A 19,324-nucleotide genomic window follows, 5' to 3' on the forward strand; every position below is an offset into this window, starting at 1 on the left:
GAAGAGGAAAATGCGATCGCAGCTTACACAGAAGCTGTTAACACCCTCAAGTCTCTACGCAGTGACCTAGTAGCTGTTAACCAACAGGTCAGGTTTACATTTCGAGAGAGTGTAGAGCCAGTTTATCGAGAATTCGTGCAATTACTGCTGCAATCAGACAGGAATGAAGCCAATCCCGACAACTTGGAAAAAGCTCGTGAGATCATTGAGTCACTACAGTTAGCCGAACTAGATAACTATTTTCGCTCAGCCTGCTTAAATGCTACTCCTGTAGTGATTGATCAAGTCATCGACCAAGTTGATACTAAAGCAGCATTAATTTATCCTATCATACTACCAGAAAGCGTGGATATTATTATCCGCTTACCCCAACAACCACTGCGCCACTATAGAACAGAGCTTCCCCAAGACCAAATTGAATCTACTCTGGAAGACCTGCGTCACTTCCTACCCCAGCTTCATCGACGGAAATTTTTCCCAATGTCGCAGCAGGTATACAATTGGATAATCCGACCGATTGAAGAGGATTTAGCTAACTCTCAAGTAGACACCCTAGTATTTGTTCTTGATGGAGCCTTGCGCAATATTCCGATGGCAGCACTTCACGACGGTAAGCAGTATTTAGTCGAGAAGTATAGTATAGCGCTAACCCCTGGACTAGATTTAATGAATCCCCAGCGCTTAGTCAGGGAAGATATCAAAGTCCTAACGGCTGGGTTATCTGAATCCCGTCAGGGATATAATCCTTTGCCATTTGTAGAAGTAGAGCTAGAGAAAATTAAGGCTCAAGTTCCTAGTGAAATCTTACTCAATCAGGACTTTACTGAAACCAACTTTGAAAATTCTGTTGAAGCAGCTCCTTTCCCAGTAGTACACATCGCCTCCCATGGTGAATTTAGCTCTGAAGCTGAGAAGACGTTCATTCTGACCTGGGATAGTAAGATAAATGTTAATGAGTTGAAGGACTTACTGCAAACAACAGACCTACGCCAATCCACTCCGATCGAATTACTGGTGCTGAGTGCATGCCAAACAGCAACTGGGGACAAGAGAGCGGCTCTGGGTATAGCTGGTGTAGCGATAGAAGCAGGAGCACGTAGTACTCTTGCTACTATTTGGCTAGTGGATGATGAAGCCACAGCTGTGTTAATGAATCGATTTTACCAGGAACTTACTGACAAATCAATCTCAAAAGCTGAAGCCCTCAATCGCGCCCAAAAATCAATTTTACAAGACCCAAACTATGAACATCCTTATTACTGGGCTCCTTATATTATGGTAGGGAATTGGTTGTAGTAGCGTTAGCCATCAGCGGTCAGCAGTCAGCAGTCAGTGGTTAGTTGTCAGTGCTCAGCTGATAGCTGATAGCTGATAGCTGATGGCTGATGGCTTAAAGAAGAGCAGGGTTTTACCAAGGATTACCAACTACTGTAAAAGCCGCCCAATAATAGGGATGGGATAAATCTTCGTAGTTGAGAGATGCTAATTCTGGAGGCAAGGATACATTTGGTCGATCAGTAACACTAGCCAAACTTACCTTTTGTTTCAACATCCCAATCTGAGCTTGTCGCAAGGCTTCAGCCTTAATTGGTACAGTTTTAAGAGACCGATAAAATTCACTCATCAGCACTAAGGTTCCACCATCGCTGACATACCATAAACTAGCGACTGCTGACTTGACATTGGCGCGAACTGCTAATCCCGCAAAGCCTAGCTCAGCTTCTTTATCCCCGATGGCAGTTTGACAAGCACTCAGCACCAATAATTCTACCGCTGGTGAGTGCCAACGTAATTCAGCGAATGTATATAAAGTCAGTTTACTATTCCAAAACTGAATATAAGACTTGTTTGGTTTTCCCGCCTGGAAGTCTGAATGAGTTGCCAGGTGCAGGATTTGAAAATTCTTATGATATCCCAGTTGCCACTGTAGATTAGTTAGGGTAAAATCTTTATTGAGGAAAGATTTTCCTTGCCAGGGATATTGGGTGATAACAGATAACTCTACCGGCACAGCAGGTAAGGAATTGTGTTCATTAAATTCTGATGCCCCCATAGCCAAAACATCGGAATTTTTCAGGTCACTATAGACAGTATCTGTTAATTTGAAGGCAGGAATCAGGGCTAAGCTATACTTTTCCACCAGAAACTCTTGGCCATCATGTAATGCAGCAAAGGGCAGGTGACGTAACCCTCCACCTAGGCAAAAAATTAGATTGTTGATACCCTGAGTTTTAAGGTATGGTTCCAATGGCTCAATCATCCACTGATAGAGTTGCTGAGCTACTGGTAGATAATCTTTAGTGTGTCTACGAATAGGATGAGTAATAGTTTGGATAAACTCTTGCACTAGGCTCAACAGAGCTTCCTTATTGGCTGCGGAGACACGCTTGTGAATGGGCTTACCTTCTGGTGTAATTAATACCAGCTCTAGTTGCTGGGGTCGCGGAACCATATAGATCAGACCAGGCTTTTGACCAGTTTGATTGGTGATTTTGCCAAGAGTATCAGCAATTTCTTCCACAGTGATGGATTGGTCAGGAAAATTGATGTCTAGGTGATTCTGATATTGTTTTTCCCAAGTTTGTTCAATTAAAGGTACTGCTTCTACTACTTGGTTATTGTCCAGGGCTTGTCCAAAGTTGGGGGGATTAACAGCTGGTGATTGAGCAATAGTTTGAGTAAGAGCATTGGATACAGTGTTGTTAGACATTGGCTTAGTGGCTTGTGCCTGCACCGAAAGAGCACTGATAGTTCCGGTGAAGTGTAGTGTCGCTAGGAACCAGCTAAAGCTAGTCGCTATTCGTTTCATAGTTACCTCACGGGTAAAAGCAAAGGTAAGTAGCAAACGTAAGTATTTAGCGTGGGCGTAGCGTGACCTACGGTCAATCGCGCTACGCCCACGTTACACGAAGGCACTTATCCAGTCAGCTTTGGAATCAAGCAAAACTTAAGAATTTGGCTGAAAGTGGCCAATAGATAAGTTTTTCTTGACAAATCTCCGTTTTTCGGATTATCATGATTAGGAGTAGCTGAAAGCTAAACGCTAAACGCTTAATACTTACGATTAGAAAGAGCAGAATTGACAGCAGATGGATTAAAAATCCATCTGTCAGAATAGTCAATCTTTTTTAAAGCCAAACATAAGCAGGTGCACAAAATTAATTACCCATTTTCAAAAATTCAAAGCCTTACACTGTAAGGGTTACAGGGATTAGTAGTAGGAAATTAATTTTGTTTAGGTGCTTAATAGTAATCCTATAGAAATAGTGAAAAGTGATCGGTCTGACCCAAAACTGCCCAACTGAGAACTCAAAACTGAAAACTCAGGACAGAGTAGTGTTCACCTAGGAATTAGGATGGCTAATTAGGATTGCTCTATATTACCTATCACCCTTAACTTGGTTATTTATGCAAGGAGTTAAATAGTTTTGTCAGTCAACCAGGCTCGTCAGGGCAAAGGCATCTAAATTCTAGAAGCCTTACTCAGAACCGATGCAGTGCGGTCTTGGGGTTTTCCCCCAAGACCGCACTGCATCAAGACAGAAATTTCAAAATCAATAAGCATAAATACTTATCTGATCAATCTCATATCCAGTAAGCATTTCAAAATTAGATGCGTTTACCCTGCCAGGCTAGTTTGTCACCCCTTCAAACAAAAGAGTTATCTGCTGCGACCAACTCGACGGCGTAATATTGATAAACCACCTAGTAATAACAGTCCTGTAATTGTGGCTGGTTCTGGTACTTTTTCAATGGTAATCCGGGCTACCTGAAAACCTGGTGTGGTGAAATCAGCATTGGCAAATAATCCATCTCCAAAATCTAAAACACCACCGCTACCTGCTGGTAGAAAACCAGGATGAGGCAGAACAAGACCGTTTTCATCAATACCATCCCCAACTACAGCCAAATCAAATGGTACATTCAAAGGATTCTCATCGTTAACTTCTGTACCAGCATCCCAAACCTGGTCACCTAGAACAATGAAGTCTGCACCAATAAATTTACCATCACCATCAAAGATGGCGATTGGGTTATCGTTAGCAATAAAAGCGTCGTTACTAGGGAAGTACATTGCACCGTAGCTGAAGAAGGAGTTGCTAGCTAAATCTTCATCCAGTTTGATTTTTGTCGAGACAACATCCCCAGAAAAAAGACCTAGAGGGCTATCTAAATCTACAACTATACCTTGAACACCACCGTTTTGAGCAGCAGCACTGTCAGCAAACAGACCAGCAATAAGTGAACTTTGGGGTGGGACATCGTTGGGATCCAGGCCTAGTTCTATAAAGGATTCAACTAGACCAGGAACAGTAGCTTCCAGACCTGTGATCGCATCTTCTGCTAAGGCTTCTATTCCAGAAGAAGCAGATTCGCCAATATTAAAACTATCAAAACTACCATCATGAAAACCAAACCAAACAGGAGTGACAACACCACCATTTTCTGGTGTCAAATTCTCAACAGTTACCTTAAGAGTCACAGCGTTTGCCGTTGATGCTATGCTCACTGTTGAACCAACAGTCAGTAAACTAGCTAAGAAAATGGCCTGGTTTTTTAAACCTTTGATTCCATTCATAATTACTAAGTTGAATGAACTATTTATTGCTAGCTTTAAATTAGTACAATCAAATTCCTTGATCAATCTCTAATTAAAAAGCTTTATGGAAAAAATAATTTTGACGGATATTTAGTAAAGTTATGACAAATGTGAAAATAAAACCAAATCCGGTTTATAAAAGCTTATAAACCGGACATGATCTCATATGCTGTTACAACCATACCGAGGGTAGACTTACGGGCAAGTCTTCAACCCTGGCATCCAATACCTACCTGCTGAGTTTTTGCGATCGCATTGGGGCAATATCACCCATTACCCATTAACTATTACTGATGAATCTTACTGATTAATCATTGCGCTACAGTAACTCAATCTTCTTCAGCTGCTTCAACCCCAAAAACACGGTTAAAGGATTTGAGAACCTTATATCCTGAATCAATTGATTCGAGGGGGTCTTTACGCAAGCGGTGTCGTAAACATAAGGTAATCACCCGGCGGATATCATCCACGGTAACTTCAGTTCGTCCTTCAAATGCAGCCAGGGCCTTAGCCGCCCGATTAGTCACAATATCACCCCTGAGCCCATCCACATCGAGTTCTGAGCAAACTTCTGAAATATTCACCCGAAAGTCGTAGTCCATTTCTACTTCAGCAAGTCGCTCTTGAGCCATTACTATCTGTTTCTGTAATACTTCTTGCTCAGATTGGTGCTGTTCAATATATTTGTGAGGATTTTGGTCAAAATATCCCCGTTCTTCCACAATTTTGACTCGCAGCACTGGTTCTTTGACCGTACGGATTTCCGCGTGCATCCCAAAGCGGTCTAGTAACTGGGGTCGTAATTCTCCTTCTTCCGGGTTACCAGAACCTACTAAAACAAAGCGAGCAGGGTGGCGAATAGATATACCTTCCCGTTCTACAGTATTCCAACCACTAGCAGCGGAGTCTAGGAGTACATCAACTAGGTGGTCATCGAGCAGATTAACCTCATCTACATAGAGGATGCCTCGATTAGCTTTAGCCAGAAGTCCTGGTTCAAAAGCTTTGACACCTTCAGATAATGCTTTTTCTATATCGATTGTACCACAAACCCGGTCTTCAGTTGCCCCTAAGGGTAAATCTATCATGGGAACTTTTTTCTTGACCGAAGTCCTGGATGCAGATGCTCCATTACCATTGCCCATCCAGTCAGGATCCAATGGGTCACTGTTAAAGGGGTCTTCAGCAACTACATCGATTTCTGGTAATAAATCAGCTAAGGCACGAATGGTAGTAGATTTGCCTGTGCCGCGATCGCCCATGATCATTACTCCCCCAATTTTGGGATCGATCACATTTAGGAGCAATGCCAGTTTCATTTCTTCCTGACCGACAATGGCGGTGAAAGGAAACACTAGGCGGCGAGTAGTAGTCTTGGGCGCTTGGGCAGTAGGACTCACTGGGATTACTTTATTGTTGTTGATTTTTCTCGACGATTACTATTTTGCCATAGGGCGTGCCCTGAGAGTTGATCAGTCTTTTCCCTTTTAGCAGGAACTTCCAGTCGCTCCAGAAGTCCAGCCAAGATCTATGCCTATAAACTTCATAATTTACTCTTTTTCACAAAAATTAATGAAAATCTGTAACTAGTGTTACTTTTTGTGTTTTTATTTGGTAAATATAGCTACTTTTTACCAAAATGTTTGTATGATTCAAAATGTAAAGGATTTCGGTGTATAAACAAATACCAAGTTGCCGACTGTCCCTGCAACTTGGCATGAAGACGAACAATGCACTGCATCCTGACAGGAAGCAGTGAACTATCCATATATTCGTACACATCTATTTTGAGGTTTTAGTCATGAGCATGCAAGAGCTTAGCAGCACAACCCAGTCTCATGTTGTAACTACACAGTGGCAGCATCCAGTCAGGATGACTATGCTGATAGTTTTGTGCTCCTTGGTGATGGGGTTAGTGCCGTTTATGTCTATTTCAAATTTTGCCCAGACACAAACCCAGACTCCAATCACCCTTGGTGAGGCAGGTCTTTGGGAAACTCTTGGAGAGCGCAATTGAGAATGGAAACTTTAAACAATTAACTAAAAACTTTGAGCTTCTGTAAAATCGGTGTTCCTAATGGCTCTTGGTTGGGATTTTGCGATCGCATACTGTCAGTTTCACTGATGGGCACCAAGTTAACAGCACAGGCTTTTAATTCTGGTTCCAGGGAAATGGGACAAGATTCGGGATGGGTCAGAGCATTAGCTTCTGCCTGATTTGCCCACAAAGCTCCCCAGTGCATGGGAGCAAACACTGTACCAGGAGTAATCGCTTTAGTGACTTGAGCTGGGAAGCGGCAAGTTCCGCGACGCGATCGCACTTCTACCCAACCCCCATCTTGAATCCCCAGCTTCTGGGCATCACGGGGATGAATTTCTAGTAACGGATTGGGGTACATTTTGGTGATTTTCTCAATCCGTCCGGTGCGGGTTTGGGTGTGCCAGTGACCATAAAGTCTGCCACTGGTCAGCACCAACGGATACTCGTCCGACGGGGGTTCTGCCAGTCCTTTAGAATGGAAAGCGGCAAATTTTGCCTTGCTATCTGGCGTATTGAATCGGAAGTCAGTATAAAGCCGTTTGCCAGTATTGCTGATTGACTCAGAAGACTCTTGGTTTTGGAACTCCTCAGGGCAAGGCCATTGAATCGGACCGTCTTTCCGTAAGCGTTCGTGACTAAGTCCGGTCATGTCACAAAGTCGTCCACGGGTCAGTTGGACAAATTCCCGATAAACAGCAGCAGAGTCAGTAAAGTCAAATTCTTTAGTAAAGCCTAGGCGACGCCCTACTTCCGCAAAGATTTCCCAATCCGGTCTGGCTTCCCCTGGTGGATTACGGAATTGGGGGCAAAGGGTGACAACTCGCTCAGAGTTAGTCATAGCGCCAGTCTTTTCACTCCACTGGGCTGCTGGGAGCAAGACATGAGCATAGGCAGCGGTTTCAGTGGGGTAGTAGGCATCTTGATAGACAGTAAAGGCGGATTTTCTTAGGGCTGCCTTAGTTCGTTCAATATCCGGCATACTGACAGCTGGGTTAGTGGCAGCAATCCACAAGAAACCGACTTCTCCAGTTTCTAAACCTTTGATCATGCTCCAAGCATCAAGACCAGGATTAGGAGAAATTGTCCCTGGCTTGAGTTTCCATAACTGTTCCACCTCACTACGGTGTTGGGGATTCTTTACTACCCGATAACCCGGTAAGATGTGAGCCAGTCCCCCAGCTTCTCGTCCTCCCATCGCATTAGGTTGACCAGTTAGAGAAAATGGTCCTGTTCCTGGTTTACCAATGTTGCCTGTCATCAGGTGCAGATTGATGATGGTGCGGACTTTAGCGGTACCTTCTGAGGATTGGTTAACCCCCATTGACCACAAAGACAGGACACGCTTTGATTTTGCCCAGTAGCGAGCGGCTTCCTCAAGTTCATGCACCGGTATACCACATCTTTCAGCAACGATTTCCGGTGGATAGTTGATAATTATCTGAGCGTATGCGGAGAAGTCGCTGGTACACTCCTCAATAAATTCCGTGTCCAGTTTACCCCAGCGCAATAGTAAGTGAGCCATACCATTGAGTAAATCAATGTCAGTACCCGGTTTAATCGCTAGATGTAAATCAGCCAGCTTAGCGGTAGACGTGCGGCGAGGATCTACCACTATCATTTTAACATGACGATGCTTTTTGTGATGCTTACGTAGACGGTTAAATACAATGGGGTGACAGTCTGCTGTATTAGTCCCAATCAAAAAGGCACAGTCAGTTAATTCTAGATCGTCATAGCAGCAGGGAGGACCATCGGAACCAAAACTTTGGATGTATCCAGCTACAGCTGAGGACATGCACAGGCGGGAATTAGCATCAAAGTTATTGGTACCGAGACAACCTTTGAGCAATTTCTGGGCAATATAGTAGTCTTCGGTTTGGAACTGACCGGAACCGTACATACAAATTGCTTCTGGTCCTTGGGTGAAACGAACCGTCTGAATCCGATTCACTACTCGGTCTAGGGCTTCATCCCAACTGACTCGCTGAAATGGTTGGTCTAGGGAATCCCGCATCATGGGATACTTGAGGCGGTCTTTATCCAAAGACTCGCTAACCGTGGCACCTTTGACACAAACCATACCCTGGTTTGAGGGATGAGAGCGATCGCCTCTGACTTTCCAAATCGGATTGCCTTGGCTATCTCGATAGGTAGCACGACCAGAACCAGCTGGAGGCAATACTTCCAGACCACAGCCCACCCCACAGTAGGGACAGAGTGTCTTAGCTGAGTCAGTCATGATGTTTTCCCCCAATTTTTTTTTTTCACTATTTTTATAGTTTGTAACTATATTAAATAGTTTTTTCACTTAATTTATGATTAATATTATTAATATTTCTTATATCAAATATCAGTTATTACTAACAAATGTTGAGTTAAAATTAATCATAAAAATTAATCATAAATTAGTTAGCTAGTTCGCTACATTATTTACCGTCTTAAGGATTTTTCAATAGCAATTATATCTTTCGATAGGATTTTGTGAAAATTTTTGTTAATTCAAAATCAGGTTAAGTCTTGAAGAGCTAATACCTAAAGGTTGACTATTTTTTCCTTGTTTAAGAAGCGATTATTTCGGAGGTGAGCGTTGGGGCAATCTTGATTAAGATTGCCCCACTTTTATCTAGATATTTTTGAGCCATCTAGTGCAACATTTAACCTGTACAAACCTAATTCGGTAGGACGATGGTATAGCATTAGTTAAAACTAATGGTTGTTGCCGACAAAGCTTTGCCAAAGACAAAGCGCTAATTTTATTTATTGATGGAGGCTCTTGGCCTACTCCGTTCGCCGCACTGTAACTTCACTCAGTCCATTATTTTACGTCGCTTAACTTACGACCAGCTTCAGGAGCTTTTAGTTCTTCGTTGGGCGGTAGTGTTCCCTTGTTAAACAAGTTACTGACTCATTTCAGTGTAAGAAAATGAATAGTATTTGACAAGGTAAGGGTAGAAAATTCGTGTTTTTGTTGCATCTCTAGAGTGATGTCAACCATACCCAACAAGTAACTAGTTCATCAAGTCTCCAGTTTCCATAGCGGCAGCAGGGCTAGCAGCAGTAGCGTATTGTTCTTCCCCTTCATGGAGGTCAGCAAAGGAACCCTTAGGTTCTTTTAAGACTAGGAAGCACAGGAAGGCAACAATCAAAGCTGTAACACCCAACATCTGGAAGAATATGCGGTTACCCACATCTCCTGCTGGCAATAAACTGAAGATAGTCAGGTAAGCGACAGCACCCACGTTTCCGTAAGCACCTACGTTACCAGCCACCTGACCGGTGATCCGTCGCTTCACCAGAGGTACGATGGCAAAGGTAGAGCCTTCTCCAGCTTGCACAAAGAAGGAACAAGCCATGGTCAGCAGTACCGCACCAGGAAGCCACCAGCCTCCTTTCACCGTACTGAAGATCAGATAGCCAATACCCATACAGAATGTTAGAACTGCCATGGTCATCTTGCGGCTACCCAGTTTATCAGAGATTAAACCCCCACCAGGACGGGACATCAAGTTCATGAAGGCGTAGCTAGCAGCAATCATCCCGGCTGCTTGTTTGCTCAGTCCGAAGGTGCCTTCAAAGAAAGCAGGGAGCATAGAAACTACAGCTAATTCAGAGCCGAAGTTAACAACGTAGGTCAACTCTAGAATGGCAACTTGAGAAAAATTGAAGCGGTCTTCAGGAGGATAGCGCTTACGACCTGCTAACAAATCTTTGTTAACTGCCCAGCAGTTGTAAGCTTGGAACAAATACAACCCAAGTAGACCAGCCCAAACGATGTAGAGAACATTTTGCTCGAAAAAGCCTACTTTATTCAAGCGCCAAGCCAGGACACCAAGAATGATGGATAGAGGAGCATTCATCACCATCAGAAACCAAAAGTCTTTTTTGGTGGTGACTTCCATTCCTCTGGCGCTTTTGGGCTTCTGATAAACTTTGCCTGGGGGAGTATCTTGGACGTTAAAATAATAGAGGACACCATACAGAGCAGCGATAATCCCGGTCCCAGCAATGGAAAAGCGCCAGTTCAGACCTGGACTGCCAAAGGCTAAAAATGCGGCAATGGTAGGTAGGGTAAAGGCTGCTGCTGCAGAACCAAAGTTACCCCAGCCCCCGTAAATACCTTCGGCTAAACCAATTTCTTTGGGAGGGAACCATTCTGCCGTCATCCGGATGCCAATCACAAAACCTGCACCTACGATACTCAGTGCCAAGCGGCTAATCACCAGTTGACTAAAGTTCTGTGCCGAGGCAAAAGCAATACAAGGTATTGCTGCATAAATCAGCAAAAGGGAGTAGGTGATTCTTGGTCCGTATTTATCTAACAGCATCCCGATGATGATACGGGCAGGCACTGTCAGGGCAACGTTACAAATTGCGATGGTTCGGATTTGACCTACTTCGAGACCGAAGTCTGATTTCACCTGTGTTGCTAGGGGCGCTAAGTTGAACCACACTACAAATGACAGGAAGAAAGCAAACCAGGTCATGTGGAGGATTTTATACCTACCACGAAAGGACCACATTTCTGCGAGCATCTATATACCTTTCCTCTACTCAAACAAACTACGAAAACAGAAGATTCACGCACCAACAGCATTAGCCATTACAGCTGAGCGTTTGGGTTAATTTAGTCTCCTCCAAAAACTACTCCAAAGAATCCCTTTCAAAACAATCCAGCTGATCGGTTGCCATCAACTTGCTGACTGATTAAAGTTACCTATTAGTTTGAATACTATAGCTTATTGTTTTAGGGTAATTCTTTCGGAATTCATTGCTACAGTAATCGCCCATAGATACTAATTTTCTGAGGTTAACTTAATACTATTGTTCAGGTACTAATAGTGACACCCCTGAAACAGAAGTTTCGTATGATTTGTTACAAATTGTATATTATGTTGAATTAAATGCATATTTACTATTCAATAGTTACATCAAAGCCATAAAATTGGCGTGTTGGCCAATTGTGGAATGAATTGAGAGTAATGGGTAATGGGTAATGGGTAATGGGTAATGGGTAATGGGTAATGGTTAATGGGTAATGGGTAATAGGTAATGGGTAATTGACTACTGACCACTGACCGAACTATAACTTGAGATTATTCCTAAGTTAAGCAAAGCCAATTAGTGAAGCAGCTGAAGGTTGATTGGTGGTTTTAGCTGCATGGCATTCTAAACCAGCTAATGTGATGCAAGCCTTGGGCGCATAAGAAGTTTAGAGACTTTCAATAGATAAAGTCTCTAGGTCGGCTTTTTTACTTGGGATTTTTTACTTGGGCTTTTTTACTTGGGCGATGCTTGGGTCTTAAGTGACTGATAGCTGATAGCACCTCAAGTAGCACCATCTGTAGCGCATAAGCTGAAGGCTTAATTGACAGCAGCAAATAGCTGAGAACGATCAGCTCGGATATCGAAACCATTGAGATAATTAACTGGCTGACTAGGATCAAATGCTCTTTGATCCACAAACACATCAGCAGGTTCAACCCTCATACGCTCACTAGGTAGATCGATTTTCAACGCCTTGGCAACCTCTTCATAAATTTTCACTGGATAAATCCGGTCGATAATTTTATCCGCATCCTTAGGATATTGACGTCGGTTAATATGACGCCAGCGAATCATTTGGGTTAGCAACCAAACACCATGGGAGCGCCAAGGATAATTAGCATGATTGGGCTTTTTCAGATAGTCTGTATCTTGGAAGTGAAATAAATTAAAATCAGGGATTGCTTCAAATCGGTCTTTCTGGTCAAAGCCACCATAATTATAGTTGCCCAGTAAAGAACCTTCTATATAATTTACCTTAGTGTCGATGTATTTGCTCCTAGATATAATCTGAGCAATTGACTGGCGATTTTCTAGTTGGTCACAATACTGACAAGCTTCCAAAACAGCCGCTACCAAGGCTCGGGCGGTTGTGGGATGTTTTTCTGCCCAAGGTCCCATGGTTGCGAGTATTTTTCCTGGATGACCTTTCCAAATATCCCGATTGACATAAACCGTAAATCCAGACTGGTCTACAACTGCTCTTTGGTTCCAGGGCTCATCTAAACAGTAGCCATCTACTATCCCAGCTTGGAGTTTGTATACCATTTGAGATGGTGGAAACTCGATTAACTTAATCTGTTTATCGGGATTAATCTCTATAGCTGATAGCCAGTAGAGAAGGGTATAGTTTGCCATGGAGTTGGTCAAGTCTATCCCTAGCTTGAGGGGCTCGGCTAATTTTTTAATGTATTTCCTGTAGGAGTAGGCAAAATCTTGGAAATTATAGTACTCCGTTGAAGCACGAATAGCACCTTGCCAAGCTTTTTTGGAAAAGGTGATCCCAGCACCATTGCGATTGAGCATCATTAGAGATATCACTGGTGCCTTGGGTGAACCAAAATTGGTTAGTATTGGCAATCCAAACAAGGCAACGCAGGCATCTATACCCCATGATAGTAAGTCTTTGTGAACCGCTGACCAGTCAGGATATTTTTTAAGACCCACATTCAGACCATAACGCTGAAAAAAACCCTTTTCTTTGGCAATGATTAAAGGAGCACAGTCAGTTACAGGAACAAAGCCAATGGTGAGGTTAGTTTTCTCTAACTTACCAAAGTTAGCTGGAGGTCCTTGAGTTGGCTCAGAGGAGCGATCGCGTTTTGGGAAATCGAATAGATTATTTGAGCTACAGGCACTAAAACCACATCCTACTGTGGCATACCCGATGTATTTGAGAAACTTGCGGCGCTGCTGCTCCATAAAACTGATACAAACCTAGCTAATGCTAGTTAATGCTGTTTATTTCCTGCTTCTTTCGGGACTGTCGGCAGCACCCCGTCCACAGGCAGACACCGTAGAGCCCACGGCGTTTTTCAGATTTATCGCTGCGTTCAAATCCCTGTCCAGGATTAGACCACATTCACTACAGTTATACGTCCTGATTGCCAACGGCATCTTCTGACGATGCCCGCAACTTGAACAAAGCTGAGATGATGGATAGAACCTATCCACCTTTACCAATTTGGCACCATACCACTGACACTTATACTCAAGTTGTCTTTTGAATTCATAGAATCCTTGGTCAGCGATCGAACTAGCCAGCTTATGATTAGCCATCATTCCCGATACATTTAAATCCTCAATTACCACCGTGCCGTGGTTTTTGGCTAAGTAAGTTGTGAGTTTTTCCAATGTGTCTTTGCGAATGTTGGCAACTCTTTGATGCTGTAATGCTAATCGGTTTACTGACTTGTGCCAGTTCTTGGAACCTTTTGTCTTTCTCGACAAATCACGGTGTAATCTAGCTAGTCGCTTTTTAGCTTGGCGGTAGGGTAATGAACCAGTGAAAACCTTCCCTGTACTAAGGGTGGCTAATTCTTTTATTCCCACATCTACCCCAACCACATCGATTTGTTTATGTGTTGGTTGTGGTTGATACTGATAATGAAAGCTCAGATACCAGCCGTCAGCTTGACGAGATATAGTGATTTTTTTTGTTTCTAAATCTGGCAATGGTTCATAAGTTCTTACCCATCCCAACTTGGGTAGTTTGTGCTTGCATCCTGAAAATTTTATCGGTTTTCCCGAATTATCTATGGTGAAGCTATCGTGTCTACCCTTTTTTTTGAATCTGGGATATTTCCCTAGTCCTTGGAAAAAGCATTTGTAAGCTGAGCCTAAGTTAATTAAGGCGTACTGGTACACTTTGGATGATAGTTGACTCATCCAAGGGTAGTTAGGTTTAACGTGGTGGGTAAACAATTTTCTGATTGTACTCACTGAGGGTTTCAATCCTTGTTGAGAGGCTTCCTGCCATATTGCCAAGCCCCAGTTGTATACCCATCGAGAGTACCCAGCATGTTGTGCCATCAAGGTTTTTTGATAGTTATTGAGTTTTAGTTTAGTCTTGAGCGCTTTATACATGCTTGATAACCTTTGCTAAGGTTTTCTATTCACTATTAGCAACTCCGACTCAGAACTAACCTAGTGGGATTTTGCTCCAAAATTCTCGATCAGTATATTACCCAAGACCTCTGGTAAGTCATCACAAGCCACACTTTTGAGCACACACTCGCCCAGTTTAGCATCTTTCCCGACTTTGCCACCCATGTAAATATTGACTCCTTCAACAGACTTACCGTCTTTACGCACCTTGGTTCCCATCAAACCAATATCAGCTACTTGGGGTTGACCACAAGAGTTGGGACAACCTGTCCAATGAATCCGCACGGGGTTTGGTATGTCTAACTTTTCTTCCAGTTCCCGAACTATTGCCAAGGCACGATTTTTGGTTTCAATCAGAGCAAAATTGCAGAACTGTGCTCCTGTGCAAGATACTAGAAGCCGTTCTAGGGGTTTGGGCTCAAGGGTAAATTTCTGCAAGAGGGGTTCAGCTAAGAAAGCGTCGAGATTAGCATCCGGAATATTCGGAATAATCACATTCTGCTCAACTGTGAGGCGGATTTCGCCACTGCCATAAGCCTCAGCCATCCGTGCCATATCAAACATCTGCTGAGCATAAAGCCTACCAACGGGCACGTGTAAACCCACATAATTCAGACCTGGTTGCTTTTGAGCAAAAACACCGATATGGTCTCGTTTTTCCCAATCTATTTCATCGTGAGGAGCAGCCGTCGGGAGTTCTCTACCAAACTGCTTACTGACTTCCTCCCGGAACTTATCAATCCCCCACTCATCAATCAACCACATCATCCGGGATTTTTGCCGATTCGCCCGCGAGCCTTCGTCGCGATAAACCTCTAGTATAGCACGACACAAGTCAACCACATCATCATTAGGCAGTACCCAAGCATTGAGGGGAACAGCAGCTTCACAACGCTTGGCCGAGAAAAAGCCACCTACGAGTACATTCAAGCCTAGTTGTCCATCTTTGTAGGCAGGCACGAAGGCAATATCATTAATTTCAGCATGGACTGAGTTATCCCGACCCCCTTCAATAGCAATATTGAATTTACGGGGCAAGTTAGTAAACTCATAATTTCCTTGACTGTTATTAGTGATCATGTCCTGTACTTTTTGGACAAGATCCCGAGTGTCAATTAATTCATCGCGATCTATCCCCGCCATGGGAGAACCAGTAATATTGCGGACATTGTCCATACCAGATTGGACGCTAGTTAAGCCAACTTGCTCGAACCTGCGGAAAATATCAGGCATGTCTTCAATGCGGATACCTCGCAACTGGATGTTTTGGCGAGTTGTAATATCAGCACTACCATCTTCACCATAACGCTGGACTATCTCAGCTAGTACCTGCATCTGAGTGCTGTTGACAATCCCGTTGGGTGTCCGCATCCTTAGCATGAACTTGCCTGGAGTAACAGGTCTATAAAAGACACCCATCCACTTCAGCCGATGCTGTAGGTCATCTGGATCTATTGCTTCCCAGCCAATTCTGGCAAACTCTTCTATTTGTTCCTTAATGGCAAGACCATCTTTCTTTGCCTTGAATTTTTCAAATTTGTTCAGTTTTTTGGCGGCTGGCTTAGCTGCGCTGGTCATAGCTGTTCCCTCGTTGCCTATTGCTCTATTGCGATAAGTTTTGTCCAGAGCCTCTGATGTCACTACTCTTGATGTTGATAAATTAATTTAAAGTATTGCTAAAATTTTGTATATTTTGTTACTTAATAATGATTTTAATTAAAAAAATGCATAAATTAAATGCACAAATTGCATTATAAAGTTATATCAAGTCTGCCCCTGCTCCAGAAGCTCCCCTGCACCCGAAGCTTCCCTGCTGTCATAACCATGGCATTCAAAGGAAGACCAGCTTACTCCCAATCCTGACTGGACAGGGGTAGTCTAACGGTAAACACAGTACCGACACCAACCTGGCTATCTACCAAAATTTGACCACGGTGCTGCTCTACACTCTTTTTAACAATCGATAATCCTAGACCTGTACCAGGAATATCCCCAACATTGCTAGCTCGCTGGAAAGGTTCAAACAGCTGGGAAAGCTCTTGTTCGGGAATACCAATTCCCGAGTCTTTAATTTTAAAAATTGCCCAGTTACCTTCCACGGTTAACTGAAACTCTACCGTTCCCCCTTCAGGAGAATACTTAATCCCATTGGATAGCAAGTTATTGAAAATATATCTGAGGAGTTGGGTATCCATATAGGCATCAGGAATATTACCTTGAGAAGTCAAAATAATCCTATGGCTCCCCTCGGTAGCCAACTGCATCTGCTCTATCAAATCAGAGCATAATTCTACTAGGTTAATTGGAGTTGGGTGAAAATTTAGCTTGTTTCCTTCTGCTTTTTCAATAAAGAGGATTTCATCCAAGAGTTGTCTCATATCTTGGATAGAGCCTTTAATTTGCTCAAAATACTTGCGATGTTTATCCTTGACCAAATCTTTGCTATAACGTTCTAACAATTCAGTAGCTAGGAGAACTTTACTCAGAGGTGTACGACATTCGTGGGAAACAATAGAGACAAAGCTAGATTTTTGTTCTCTAAGCTCCTGTTCTATTACTAGTGCTTGACGGATTTTTGTTTCTGCTTGGAAGCGAGAAAGGGCAATTTCAATGGTAACTCGCAGTTCTTCTTCCTCAAATGGTTTCAGGAGGTAACCAAACGGTTGGGTTATCTTAGCTCTTTCTAGGGTGATATCATCACTATAGGCCGTCAAATAGACCACTGGGATATTCCATTTTGTCCTAATCAGTCTGGCAGCAGTCACTCCATCTATTTCCCCTTTCAGACGAATATCCATCAGGATTAAATCCGGTTGAATTTCCTCAGCTTTTATAACTGCTTCTTCTCCAGATACAGCCACAGCAGGAACCATGTACCCTAGGAGTTTGAGGCTATTCTTGATATCCATAGCCACAAGGGTTTCATCTTCAACAACTAGGATTTTTTTCTTGGTCATGCTCGACTTGCCCTAGAGATCCAGTGAATGGGGAAACTTTATTTCTAATCTAGTGCCTTGGCTACAGTCAAGGATGATGTTACCCCCCAGTTGTGCAGTCAAGTTACGAACAATACTCAAACCAAGGGATTTAGTGGATTGAAAGTCTAAATTGTCCGGTAAACCAATACCATTATCACTTACCTTCAGGATTAGCTGACCCTGTTGATCTGAACTTAGACTGATTTCCATCTTACCCTCTTGATTTTCAGGAAAGGCATATTTGAGTGAATTAGACACCAATTCATTGATGATTAGCCCACAGGGAATAGCTACATCAATGGTCAAGGGAGCTGTGGTAACTTCGATATTGAGGGCGATTGTCTGTGGGTTAATGCCGTAGGAACGGAACAAGTTATTGGTTAAGGTTTGAATGTATTTTCCGAAATTAATCTGGGCTAAATTTGGCGATTGATACAGCTGCTGGTGAATCAGAGCCATAGATTGAACCCGATGCTGGGAATCTTTGAACAAACTTAATGCTTGTGGATCTTCAACTTTCCTTGACTGTAGTCGGAGTAGGCTAGAAATAATTTGCAGGTTATTTTTGACCCGGTGATGAATTTCTTTGAGCAAAACCTCTTTTTCGGTTAGAGAGGCTCTCACCTGATTTTCTGCTTGCTTGCGTTCGGTGATATCTACAATTTGATAAAAAAATTTTCGGGGCTTACCTTGAGAATCCCTGACTAAAACTGCTTTCTTGGTCAAAACATGGATCACTCTACCATCTTTGGAGAGTAAGCGATTTTCCATCTGAAAGTGGGATGTTCTTCCTGGCCACAAGTCTTGATTCGGGGTAAGGTTAATTGTCAAATCATCGGGATGGATAATATCTGTAGCCTTTTTCTGCCCCAGTTCCTCGGCTGTGTAACCAACCGTGTCACAACAGGCTTGATTAACCTTTAGCACGGAGTCATCAGTGCTGGTAATTGCCATACCCATGGGAGAGAGTTCAAAAATCAGGCGAAATTGTTCCTCACTTTTGCGAAGTTGTTCATTGACGAACCGTAGGTCAGAAGTCCGTTGTTCGACTCTGAGTTCTAGTTCTTGGTTGAGCTGTTGTAGAGCTAATTCTGCCTGTTTATGCTCGGTGATATCAATCCCTACACACACGGCTGCAGCACCTTGCTGGTACTTCTGAGCGGCAATTAGATAATATCTCGAAGAATTTTTCACTTTCAGCTCGACCACCTGGGAAGCTCCTGAGTCCCGACAGGCGAGAAACTCACCCATAAAGCCAACAAACTGAGGGCTGCTCTCCAGAAAGCCCAACTCTTTACCGACAAAAGTCTCTGGAGGTAATTGCAGGCTCTGAGCCAGATGTCGGTTCACCCCAAGATATCGACCATCAGCACTAATCCAAGACACCGCTCCCGGTACAGCATCCAAAACTGCCTCTAGTTGCTCTTTTGCTTGTCGCAGCTGATGATTAGCTTCGGACAATTCTGTTGTCTGTTTTTGAAATTGGTATTCCAATTGCTGATCACCCAGGGGCCATTTCTCCTGAACCTGCTTACGGTTGGTGATTTCCGGTTGTAATTGCTGATTGACCTGAGTTAACTGAGCAGTTTGTTGTTCCACTACTTGCCCAAGTCCTTTGATAATCCTACACATCTGTGTAGAGTCAAGGGTGGTGAGCAAGTTAGGCTGGTTAATAATGCCTAGCAACTCCCCTAGATCGCCAGTTTCCAACACTTGTGCTAGCTGCTGCTGTTCCATCTGTTAATATAGTTTGAATATTACTTAATAAGTACTCAC

The 19,324-nt window shown here is 43.2% G+C and carries 13 protein-coding genes; 2 read left to right on the forward strand and 11 right to left on the reverse strand.

Annotated elements, in window-relative coordinates; translation table 11 throughout:
- The coding region (locus tag F6K37_RS07950) for a CHAT domain-containing protein (protein ID WP_287249366.1) at positions 1 to 1,296 on the forward strand (1,296 nt) is incomplete at its 5' end.
- 112 nt (positions 1,297 to 1,408) lie between these two features.
- Here the strand turns inward: F6K37_RS07950 and F6K37_RS07955 are convergent.
- From F6K37_RS07955 to bchI, 3 genes are all read right to left on the reverse strand, one after another.
- Entirely contained in the window at positions 1,409 to 2,809 is a 1,401-nt protein-coding gene (locus F6K37_RS07955) for a CHAT domain-containing protein (protein ID WP_287249368.1), read from the reverse strand.
- Between the two features lie 852 nt (positions 2,810 to 3,661).
- On the reverse strand, positions 3,662 to 4,579 hold the full coding sequence (locus F6K37_RS07960) for a spondin domain-containing protein (protein WP_287249370.1): 918 nt from the start codon (positions 4,577 to 4,579) through the stop codon (positions 3,662 to 3,664).
- A 350-nt stretch (positions 4,580 to 4,929) separates the two neighbouring features.
- Positions 4,930 to 6,000 carry a magnesium chelatase ATPase subunit I gene (gene bchI / locus F6K37_RS07965; protein WP_287249371.1) on the reverse strand — a complete coding sequence of 357 codons (1,071 nt, stop codon included), beginning with the start codon at positions 5,998 to 6,000 and terminating at the stop codon, positions 4,930 to 4,932.
- Between the two features lie 401 nt (positions 6,001 to 6,401).
- On the opposite strand from bchI, the gene F6K37_RS07970 reads away from it, so the two are divergent.
- Positions 6,402 to 6,617, forward strand: a complete 216-nt coding sequence (locus F6K37_RS07970; protein ID WP_131826975.1) for a hypothetical protein — start codon at positions 6,402 to 6,404, stop codon at positions 6,615 to 6,617.
- A 19-nt stretch (positions 6,618 to 6,636) separates the two neighbouring features.
- On the opposite strand, the gene F6K37_RS07975 is transcribed toward F6K37_RS07970, so the two are convergent.
- The 8 genes from F6K37_RS07975 to F6K37_RS08010 form a co-directional block, all read right to left on the reverse strand.
- Entirely contained in the window at positions 6,637 to 8,880 is a 2,244-nt protein-coding gene (locus tag F6K37_RS07975; RefSeq protein ID WP_287249374.1) for a molybdopterin oxidoreductase family protein, read from the reverse strand.
- Between the two features lie 769 nt (positions 8,881 to 9,649).
- Complete coding sequence (locus F6K37_RS07980) at positions 9,650 to 11,173, reverse strand: MFS transporter (RefSeq protein WP_287249376.1); 1,524 nt, start codon at positions 11,171 to 11,173, stop codon at positions 9,650 to 9,652.
- A gap of 396 nt (positions 11,174 to 11,569) precedes the next feature.
- Positions 11,570 to 11,713 (reverse strand): hypothetical protein, encoded by a 144-nt coding sequence (locus F6K37_RS07985; protein ID WP_165691830.1) that lies wholly within the window; start codon positions 11,711 to 11,713, stop codon positions 11,570 to 11,572.
- Positions 11,714 to 12,002: 289 nt separating this feature from the next.
- Positions 12,003 to 13,385, reverse strand: a complete 1,383-nt coding sequence (locus F6K37_RS07990) for an ABC transporter substrate-binding protein (protein WP_287249379.1) — start codon at positions 13,383 to 13,385, stop codon at positions 12,003 to 12,005.
- 39 nt (positions 13,386 to 13,424) lie between these two features.
- Positions 13,425 to 14,549, reverse strand: a complete 1,125-nt coding sequence (locus F6K37_RS07995) for an RNA-guided endonuclease InsQ/TnpB family protein (protein ID WP_271969936.1) — start codon at positions 14,547 to 14,549, stop codon at positions 13,425 to 13,427.
- Positions 14,550 to 14,609: 60 nt separating this feature from the next.
- Entirely contained in the window at positions 14,610 to 16,148 is a 1,539-nt protein-coding gene (locus tag F6K37_RS08000) for a ferredoxin--nitrite reductase (RefSeq protein ID WP_287249382.1), read from the reverse strand.
- Positions 16,149 to 16,417: 269 nt separating this feature from the next.
- Positions 16,418 to 17,527, reverse strand: a complete 1,110-nt coding sequence (locus F6K37_RS08005; RefSeq protein ID WP_008189053.1) for a hybrid sensor histidine kinase/response regulator — start codon at positions 17,525 to 17,527, stop codon at positions 16,418 to 16,420.
- A gap of 12 nt (positions 17,528 to 17,539) precedes the next feature.
- Positions 17,540 to 19,285 carry a histidine kinase dimerization/phosphoacceptor domain -containing protein gene (locus F6K37_RS08010; RefSeq protein WP_287249385.1) on the reverse strand — a complete coding sequence of 582 codons (1,746 nt, stop codon included), beginning with the start codon at positions 19,283 to 19,285 and terminating at the stop codon, positions 17,540 to 17,542.
- Between the last annotated feature and the right edge of the window lie 39 nt (positions 19,286 to 19,324).

The organism is Moorena sp. SIO4E2, from assembly GCF_010671945.1.
Taxonomy (GTDB): Bacteria; Cyanobacteriota; Cyanobacteriia; order Cyanobacteriales; family Coleofasciculaceae; genus Moorena; species Moorena producens.

Bases quoted from the DNA above. Each gene is read 5' to 3' on its own strand.
- F6K37_RS07955 (WP_287249368.1), bottom strand. From the start codon at position 2,809: ATGAAACGAATAGCGACTAGCTTTAGCTGGTTCCTAGCGACACTACAC.
- F6K37_RS07960 (WP_287249370.1), bottom strand. From the start codon at position 4,579: ATGAATGGAATCAAAGGTTTAAAAAACCAGGCCATTTTCTTAGCTAGT.
- F6K37_RS07970 (WP_131826975.1), top strand. From the start codon at position 6,402: ATGAGCATGCAAGAGCTTAGCAGCACAACCCAGTCTCATGTTGTAACT.
- F6K37_RS07975 (WP_287249374.1), bottom strand. From the start codon at position 8,880: ATGACTGACTCAGCTAAGACACTCTGTCCCTACTGTGGGGTGGGCTGT.
- F6K37_RS07980 (WP_287249376.1), bottom strand. From the start codon at position 11,173: ATGCTCGCAGAAATGTGGTCCTTTCGTGGTAGGTATAAAATCCTCCAC.
- F6K37_RS07990 (WP_287249379.1), bottom strand. From the start codon at position 13,385: ATGGAGCAGCAGCGCCGCAAGTTTCTCAAATACATCGGGTATGCCACA.
- F6K37_RS07995 (WP_271969936.1), bottom strand. From the start codon at position 14,549: ATGTATAAAGCGCTCAAGACTAAACTAAAACTCAATAACTATCAAAAA.
- F6K37_RS08000 (WP_287249382.1), bottom strand. From the start codon at position 16,148: ATGACCAGCGCAGCTAAGCCAGCCGCCAAAAAACTGAACAAATTTGAA.
- F6K37_RS08005 (WP_008189053.1), bottom strand. From the start codon at position 17,527: ATGACCAAGAAAAAAATCCTAGTTGTTGAAGATGAAACCCTTGTGGCT.
- F6K37_RS08010 (WP_287249385.1), bottom strand. From the start codon at position 19,285: ATGGAACAGCAGCAGCTAGCACAAGTGTTGGAAACTGGCGATCTAGGG.